We start from the raw sequence: 8,133 nt of genomic DNA on the forward strand, positions 1-8,133 counted from the left end.
ACTTCACCAACGCGGGGGCTGTGGGCGCCCGCGATCTGCGTCAGGAGGCCGCCTGGACCGTGACTTCCGAGAAGCTGGCCTGGCTCTTGCCGTTGGTGCTTCCCAGCGTGGAGATCCACACCAACACGTTCGACGTCGCCGAGCCGCCCCGGACGGGGATGACGTTGTGACCGGGCTTGAGCGCGAACGCCGGCGCCAGCACGGTGGTGTCTTCGAGCTTGGACGGCGCCGCGGTCGAGGCCGAGCGAATCTCAACCTTGGTGCCGCTGCTCGGGGTGTCGATGGTGACCTGACCGATCACGGTGGGGTTGGGCAGCTGCAACATCAGCCCTTCGCCCTGCTTGAAGGAGGGGAACGGGACGGCGTCGGTGTAGACCTCGGTGGACCAGGCGGTCGAGGGGTCGCCGTCGATCGCCTGCCCGGCCTGGCCGGGGTTGTCGGCGTCTCCGTCGGGGGAGTAGACCGTCGCCTTAGTGGGTTTGACGACGCTGCCGGCGGCCGCGGAATTGGGAGCAGACGACGACGCCGACGACGACGGGCCGTTGAGCCCGAGCTCGTCCTTGTTCAGGCCGCCGCCGACGTTGCCGAAGATCTTGCTCACCACCGAGGCCAGCACCAGCAAGGCCACCACGATGACGGCGACGGCGGCCCCGACGCCGATCAACACGTTGCGGCGCCGGCGTGCGAAGGTCGCGTACTCGCGGCCGGGGGACAACCGGGTGGTGGGAGGCAGCGCGGGCGAATCGTCGATCGGGCCGAGCACCTCGGTGCGATCGGCCACCGCCGTCGCCTGCTGCAGCAAGTTCAAAAGGGTTGAGGCGCTGCGGATTCCGCCGTCTTCTTGAACCGCCCGCACCGCGACCGCGGACACCTGGAACGGGATCTCGCGGTCGATCACCATGGGTTCGACGGGATTTCCCGATGAATCACGCTCGGCCGGCGCCAGCCCGCTGCGCACCCCGGATTCCGGCAGCGGCCACCGATTGACCAACAGCGCATACAGGGCGGCGCCGATTCCGCGGATGTCCTGTTGCGGGTTGCCGTCGGGCATGGTCGCGGGATAGGCCAGCACCACGTCGCCCTCGATGCTGACGCGCACCCGGCTGGGGTGGTCGATCGACAGGGCGACCCCGGCGCGGTGGGCGGCGTCGGCGGCGGCGGCCAGCGATTGCATCGCGCGGACGGCGCCGATGGGCGACGGTGCGGTGTCGGCCACCTCCTGCAGCGAACCGCCGCGGATCCACTCCGAGACGACCAGCCCGCCGGAGCCGGTGTGGACCACGTCGAGCACGCGGGCGATACCGGGCTTGTCGATCCGGCTCAGCCGCAGGGTTCGGGACAAGATGTCCTGCAGCACCTCGCGGGGCAGGGCTCCGTCGGGATCGACGAAGGTCAGCGCCACCTGCCGGTCCAGCTTGGTGTCCAGCGCCTGCCAGAACTGCAGCGGGGGTGCGCCGCCGTGGAAGACCAGCAGCCGATACCGGCCGCCGGCGATGCGGGCGCCGGGGACGAGGTGCACGTCGTCCCCGGCCCCGCCGGCGGTGTCGACCGAAAGGTCGCCGTTGAGGCGGTCGGTCGGGCGCGGCGCCGGACGTTCATGGGCCGGCCCGGGCGGAATGTCGGGCTGGAAGTCGTCGGCGACGGGGCGCGGAGTCTCGGCGCCTGACCCCAAATCGGATCCAGCGCTGGATGCGCTCTCCAATGGGCGGTCGGTCACCTCCGGTCCTTTCGCTACTCGGGCGCTGGCTACCCGCTCCGGAGGCCTGCGCCGGATCGGCTCCTGGACCGCACTTCCCCCCGGCGGGGACGAATTCCTCTGCTCAGGGTACGTGACGTGGCCCGGCCGAGACGATCCCTGTTGCCCGGCCGATTTGCGCGAAGCTACCGCGACGCGCGGGCCGCGGCGCGAAAAGCGGCGCCTGAGCGCGTCAATCGCCGCCTGCGCTTCGGGCACCCGCGCGCGGACCATGACCGCGGCCATGATCGGCAACATGATGATCGCCAGGATCAACAGCCGCAGCAGCGAGCCCGCGCCACCGTGGGCCGTCAGCCGGGCGAGCCCGAGCAGCCGATCGGCCACATGCGCGACGAGGCCGGCCAGCATCGACGCGACGATCGTCACCAGGATTGTCCGCACCGCCCCGACGTCGATCAGGTGGCCACCCTTGGGCAGCAGCGCCCGCCGCAGCAGGTAGTAGCCGACGATCGCGCCGGCCAGGAACCCGATGCCGTTGGCCAGGCCGAGGAAGCCGGCCACCAGCTTCGGGTCGTGGGTCAGGTGCGGGGCCAGCACCGAGCCGACGATCTTGACGGCGGTGATGACCAGGATGAGCACGATCGGTGTCCAGGGTTGTTCGCGCGCGTAGAAGACGCGCAGCTGCAGCAGGACCAGGCCGTAGGGGATCAACGTGAACGCCGACAACGCGATCGCGGCGCCCAGGTAGCCGGCGTCGACCTCCCCGAAATGGCCGTAGGCGAACAGCGCGCTGCCGATCGCCGGGCCGCCGACGGTCATAAACGCCACGATCGGGATCAGCGTGACGAGCGTCAGCCGGGTCGCCAGCGACAGGTCGGCCAGCACCGCCTGGGTGTCATCGGCGGCGGCGTTGCGGCTCAACCGCGGCATCACCACTGTCAGCACGGTCACGCCGATCATCCCGTAGGGCAGCTGCAGCACCAGCCAGGTGTAGTTGTAGATCGCCGGACCCGACGCCGCCGCGGTGCTGGCGATCTGGTTGCCGACCACCAGGCCGAGCTGGCTGATCACCACGTAGAGCACCATCGCCCCGGCCATCGCACCGAAGCGCTTGAGGCGCTCGTCGATTCCCCACAGCGGGCGCAGGCTCACGCGCTGGCGTTTCAACGCCACCAGCAGCACGGCCGTCTGCGCGAACACCCCGAGCGTGGTGCCGATGCCGAGCACCAGCAGCTTGGCGTTGCCCATCCGAACGGGGTCGACCGACAGCTCGCCGGGCACCGCCAGGTACACGCCGAGGGTGGCCAGCGCGACCACGTTGTTGACGACCGGGGCCCATGCCGTCGGCCCAAATACGTTGCGGGTGTTGAGAATTGCCATGAACACCGACGTCAGCCCGTAGGCGAGCACCTGCGGCAGCAGCAGGTAGGCGAAGGCGGTGGTCAGTGGCTCGTTGACCTGCGGGGTGCGGCCCAGCATCAGGCGCACCAACAGCGGCGCGGCCACCACCGACAGCGCGGTGGCGACCAGCAGCAGCGCCGTCGTCAACGTGACCAGGCGCCGCACGAACGCCGCGCCGCCGTCGGCGTCGCCTTGCTCGGCGCGGGCCAGCACCGGCACGAAGATCGCGGTGAACGTCGCCTCCAGCACGAGCGCCGCGACCAGGTTCGGCAGCTGATTGGCCACCGAGAAGGCGCTCGACAGCGCCGCACCCAGGATGGCGGCCAGCACGACGATGCGCGCGAAGCCGGTGAGGCGGCTGATCAGCGTCGCGAACGCCATCGCCCACGACCGCGAAACCAGCGCGGCGTCGGACAGCTCGGGTCGGCGCCGGGCGAGCTCGGGCACCGGCGGCAGGGGACCGGTCGGTGGGCCCGGGCGGGCGTGGCGCGGCCCCGCCGGCAGGCGTTGTGGTGGCGGCTGTGGGTGCATCCGCCGGGAGGCGGGGTTCATACGCGCGGTTTTTGTTTGACCCGATCGTCGATCTCGTCGTGCAGGTCGGCGGATCTGGGATGCGGCGGGTCGGGGCGGTCCAGGTCGGCGCGGTCGGGCTGGCCGCGGAACCGGTGCCACAGCCGGCGACCGGCTAGCAGCACCAGGACCGCCGCCGCGCTGAGCGTGATCGCGAACAGCACCTTGCCGTACGCGTTGGAATGCACCGACAACCGCACCGGTTCGCCGAGCCGCATACCGTCGGGGGTCCGCAGCGTGACATCGACCGCGACGCGCTGGGTGAAGTTCACCTCGATCGGCACCCGGAGCGGCAGGTAGCCCGGCGGCAATTCGATCTGGCCGACGTCGGTGACCGTCATGCCCGGCGGGGCATCGACCTGCAGCCGCACCCGGATGGGGACCGCGAGGCCGTTGTGCAGCGCCAGCGGCAGCGGGCTGTGCTCGGTGGCCAGGGTGTAGGAGCCGCCCGGGTTGACGATCGTGACCGCACCGAACAAGTCGCTGATCGTCTTGCCGACCACCACCAGGCGCTGTTGGGCGAGCCCGTTTCGGGTGTCGGGCGGTTCGGATTGGCTCAACGCGCGCAGCATGTCCTCGCGCAGCGGCGCGGTGTACTGGACGCCGGTCAGACCGGTGCGCTCGTCGGTGGTCAGCGCGGAGGTGAGGCCCCACAGCCGGCCGACCTGGGCGGCGATGTTGGCGGTGACGTCGTCGGTGAACCGGCCACGCGCCGAGCCGTCGTTGGCTGCCTGCTCGGGCGGCTCGGTACGGGCCGCGGCCTCGGCGATGACGGCGGGCAGCGGCCTCGGCACCGCCAGGCCGGACCGGATGCTGGTGGCCAGCGCCGTCAAGATGACCTGCGCGTCGTCGGCCTGCACGTTCCACGTCGCCGGCGGCACCAGCAGCTGGGTGCGCGGCACCGCATCGCGCTGCAGCGCGTGCCAGAAGATCGAACCCAACGCGTCCTGGCGCCGGGCGGTGTTGGAGTCGTGCGAAAGGCGGACGGTCAGCGAGGAGTCCAGGTAGGTGGGGGCGACCGGGTTGTTGCCCGCGCCGGCGAGCGCGGCGCCGACGGCCGGGTCGAACGGCGCGACCACCACCTGCGGCGACAACCGCCGGGGCGCGGTGTCGACGCCGGCCGGGTTGTCGGTTGTCGAGTCCTGAGCGGACAACTCGCCGGCCGCGATCGCGACCGTGCTGTCATCGGCGCTGAGCAGGCTGACGGTTCGGCCGGTCAACGGGCCGTCGGGCAGCAGCGTGGCCCCGCGGGTGGACTGGACGTCGAGGATGCGGTCGACGATGCCGCCGACGCTGTTGGTGGCGGCTGCGCTCAGCCCGGGGTCGTTGACGCGTTGCAGGGCGTCGAGGTCGGCCTGGGCGTAGGGCAGCGGCGCCACGCAGGTGCGGTGGGATAGGGCGCGCAGCCGGTTCAGCCACTCGGTCGCGGCGGCCTGGCCGGTTCCCGGGTGGGTCGGAGTGCCCGGCAGCTGGGCGGGCCCGTCAGGCGAATTGGACACCACGTAGCCCGCCGTCATCGCGTTGACGGTGACCAGCAGGTCCGGGTCGACGGCCAGGCACAGCGCATGGCTGACGGCGCCGTCCGGGTCGACATCGTGGCTGGTGGCGACCTCCGCGGCGGCGAGCAGGATGTCCAGCCGCCCGCCGGTGGCCAGGGAGGTGGCCAAGTCGTCGTCGACCAACCGGACGGGAATCGTGCCGCCGGGCACGCCAGGGGACAGCCGCGGCCGATCGGCCAGCGGCCAGAGCATGGTGATCCACACGGGTTTGGAGGTGTCGGGCGCGACGGCGGAATTAACGTCGTCGGCGTGATCGGGCGGCACGCCGACCACGGGCAGCAGGAACCGGGCGTTGTCGAGGCGGGCCGGGGCGCCGTAGTCGGGTGTCCCGTTGACGTTGACCAGGACGGGGTAGATCCCGGGCTTCTCCATCCCCAAAGACGGCTTGGTCAATGCGCGCAGGGGGGCCGCCAGGGTGAAGCTCACTTCCTGGCCGCGCTGCAGCTCGGGGGCCACCGTGAGGAAATCGGCGGCCGGCTGGTACTGGTCGGTGCTGCCGTCCAGCGAGGTGCGCAACGCCGCGGAGTCGTTGACCGCCGGCGCGTGCTCCAGCCGAACCATGACGTCGCGGACCGGGCGGTCACCGATATTGGTCACCATTCCGCTGACGGTGACGACGGGTGGGCTGGTCGTGGTGACCACGTCCGGGGTCACCTGGTCGATGCGGACCCGGACGAAGGGCGTCTCCCCGGGTTCGCCCGCGGCCGCGCGCGGGGTGGGCCCGGCGAGCACCGCAAAACCGGCCACGATGCCAACCACTGCGGCGAGGCGAACGAAGCCGGCCCAGCAGAGTCGCGGAGCCGTCACGGCCCTGGCCCGTGACCGTTCTTCCGGCCCGCCACGGGCTTGTCGGAATGCCGGGTCCGTGAATGCGTTTGCGGGCGTCGCCGCGGCGAGCTCGGCGGCAGCGGCGGAAGCGCGGACGGGCCGTCGCTCTGCAGCTTGTCGATCAGCTCGTCGGCGACCTGGGCCAGGCGGCGCTCGTCGGCATAGGCCAACCGGGACGGCAGCTCGCCGATCGGCACCCATGCCACCTCGGCGACTTCAAGGTCCTCGTCGGAGAGCTCTCCGCCGGAGAAGCGCATCAAATAATGGTGCACGGTCTTGTGCACCCGGCGGCCGTCGGTGACGAACCAGTAGTCGATGCGTCCCAGCGCGGCGAGCACGCTGCCGCGAATACCCGTTTCCTCGGCGACCTCGCGGATGGCGGTCTGTTCCGCGGTCTCGCCCATCTCTATATGTCCTTTGGGCAGCGACCACAGCATCCGTCCGCGCCGATCGACGCGGCCGATCAGCGCCGCGACCTGCTCGTCGCGCGGCCCGTCGATTCCGTCGATGACGAGACCGCCGGCGGAGGTTTCGTGGACGGTCTTGAGTCGATCGGGGACGCCGCGGGATGGCCGGGACCGCCGGGAATTAGAGGGCGGCGAGTCGCCGTTCGTCTGGGGATCCTTGGGGGTTTCGGCCGCGGCAGCCGCGCCACGACGCCGACGCCGCCCCCGGCGTCGACGTGGTTTGGCTTGTTCGGCGTCCGACACCCAAGCGATAGTAGCTGGGACGGGCTGGTCTTCCCGAGATACTCGCCGCTAGTCACCGTCCGGCGGCGCGGGTCAGTGTCGGCCGCGTCACCCGACTACGCTGATCGAACGTGCCTGACGCCGCCCAGGATGCCAACCTGCTGACCGCTGCCGCGGTCGCCCTGAACAAGCACGCCTCCGTGCTGGGTGAGTTGGGCGCGCTCTTCGAAGCCGGCGGTCACGAGCTGTACCTCGTCGGCGGTTCGGTGCGAGACGCGTTGCTGGGCAGGCTCAGTCCCGACTTGGATTTCACCACCGACGCCCGCCCCGAGCAGGTCCAGGAATTAGTGCGGCGCTGGGCCGACGCGGTGTGGGAGACGGGCATCCAGTTCGGCACCGTCGGCGTCGGCAAGGGCGACTACCGCCTGGAGATCACCACGTTCCGCGCCGACGCCTACGACCAGGTGTCGCGCAAACCCGAGGTGCGCTTCGGCGATCGCCTCGAGGACGATCTGGTGCGCCGCGATTTCACGGTGAACGCGATGGCCGTGCGGGTGCTGCCGACCGGCCCGGGTGAATTCCTTGATCCCCTAGGTGGTTTGGCGGCGCTGCGCCAGCGCGTGCTGGACACCCCGGCCGCGCCCTCGGTGTCCTTCGGCGACGACCCGCTGCGGATGCTGCGCGCCGCGCGGTTCGTCTCGCAACTCGGTTTCACCGTCGCGCCGCGGGTGCGGGAGGCGATCGACGAGATGGCGCCGCAGCTGGCGCGGATCAGCGCCGAGCGGGTGGCCGCCGAGCTGGACAAGATGCTGCTCGGCGACGACCCGGTGGCCGGCATCGACCTGCTGGTCGAGACCGGGATGGGTGAAGTGGTGCTGCCCGAGGTGGGCGGCATGCGGATGGCCATCGACGAACACCACCAGCACAAGGACGTCTACCAGCATTCGCTGACGGTGCTGCGCCAGGCCATCGCGCTAGAAGACGAGGGACCGGACCTGGTGCTGCGCTGGGCCGCGCTGCTGCACGACATCGGCAAGCCGGCGACGCGGCGGCACGAGCCCAACGGCGGAGTGAGTTTTCACCACCACGAGGTGGTGGGCGCCAAGATGGCCCGAAAGCGGTTGCGCGCGTTGAAGTATTCCAAGCAGATGGTCGACGACGTTTCACAGCTGGTGTTTCTGCACCTGCGGTTCCACGGCTACGGCGAGGGCAAGTGGACCGACTCGGCGGTGCGCCGCTATGTCACCGACGCGGGGCCGCTGCTGCCGCGGCTGCACAAGCTGGTTCGCGCCGATTGCACGACCCGCAACAAGCGCCGCGCCGCCCGCTTGCAGGCCAGCTACGACCGGCTGGAGGAGCGGATCGCCGAGCTGGCGGCCCAGGAGGACTT

At 70.9% G+C, this 8,133-nt stretch carries 4 protein-coding genes; 1 reads left to right on the forward strand and 3 read right to left on the reverse strand.

The genetic code is table 11. From position 1 onward, the window contains the following. Nucleotides 1-40: 40 nt before the first annotated feature. The 3 genes from murJ to A5712_RS25195 are packed head-to-tail and all read right to left on the reverse strand — an operon-like array spanning nucleotide 41 to nucleotide 6,764. Nucleotides 41-3,649, reverse strand: coding sequence for a murein biosynthesis integral membrane protein MurJ (murJ, locus tag A5712_RS25185; protein ID WP_082973655.1), 3,609 nt, complete (start codon nucleotides 3,647-3,649; stop codon nucleotides 41-43). Next, on the reverse strand, nucleotides 3,646-6,033 hold the full coding sequence (locus A5712_RS25190; protein WP_068111584.1) for a hypothetical protein: 2,388 nt from the start codon (nucleotides 6,031-6,033) through the stop codon (nucleotides 3,646-3,648). Before A5712_RS25190 ends, murJ begins: the two co-directional genes overlap by 4 nt. After that, nucleotides 6,030-6,764 (reverse strand): NUDIX hydrolase, encoded by a 735-nt coding sequence (locus A5712_RS25195; protein ID WP_068111587.1) that lies wholly within the window; start codon nucleotides 6,762-6,764, stop codon nucleotides 6,030-6,032. Before A5712_RS25195 ends, A5712_RS25190 begins: the two co-directional genes overlap by 4 nt. Nucleotides 6,765-6,874: 110 nt before the next feature. Between A5712_RS25195 and A5712_RS25200 the strand changes: the two genes are divergently transcribed. Further along, nucleotides 6,875-8,133: CCA tRNA nucleotidyltransferase (locus A5712_RS25200; protein WP_068111591.1), on the forward strand; the 1,259-nt coding region annotated here is incomplete at its 3' end.

Source organism: Mycobacterium sp. E2327 (assembly GCF_001672675.1).
Classification (GTDB): Bacteria; Actinomycetota; Actinomycetes; order Mycobacteriales; family Mycobacteriaceae; genus Mycobacterium.

Bases quoted from the DNA above. Each gene is read 5' to 3' on its own strand.
- murJ (WP_082973655.1), bottom strand. From the start codon at position 3,649: ATGAACCCCGCCTCCCGGCGGATGCACCCACAGCCGCCACCACAACGC.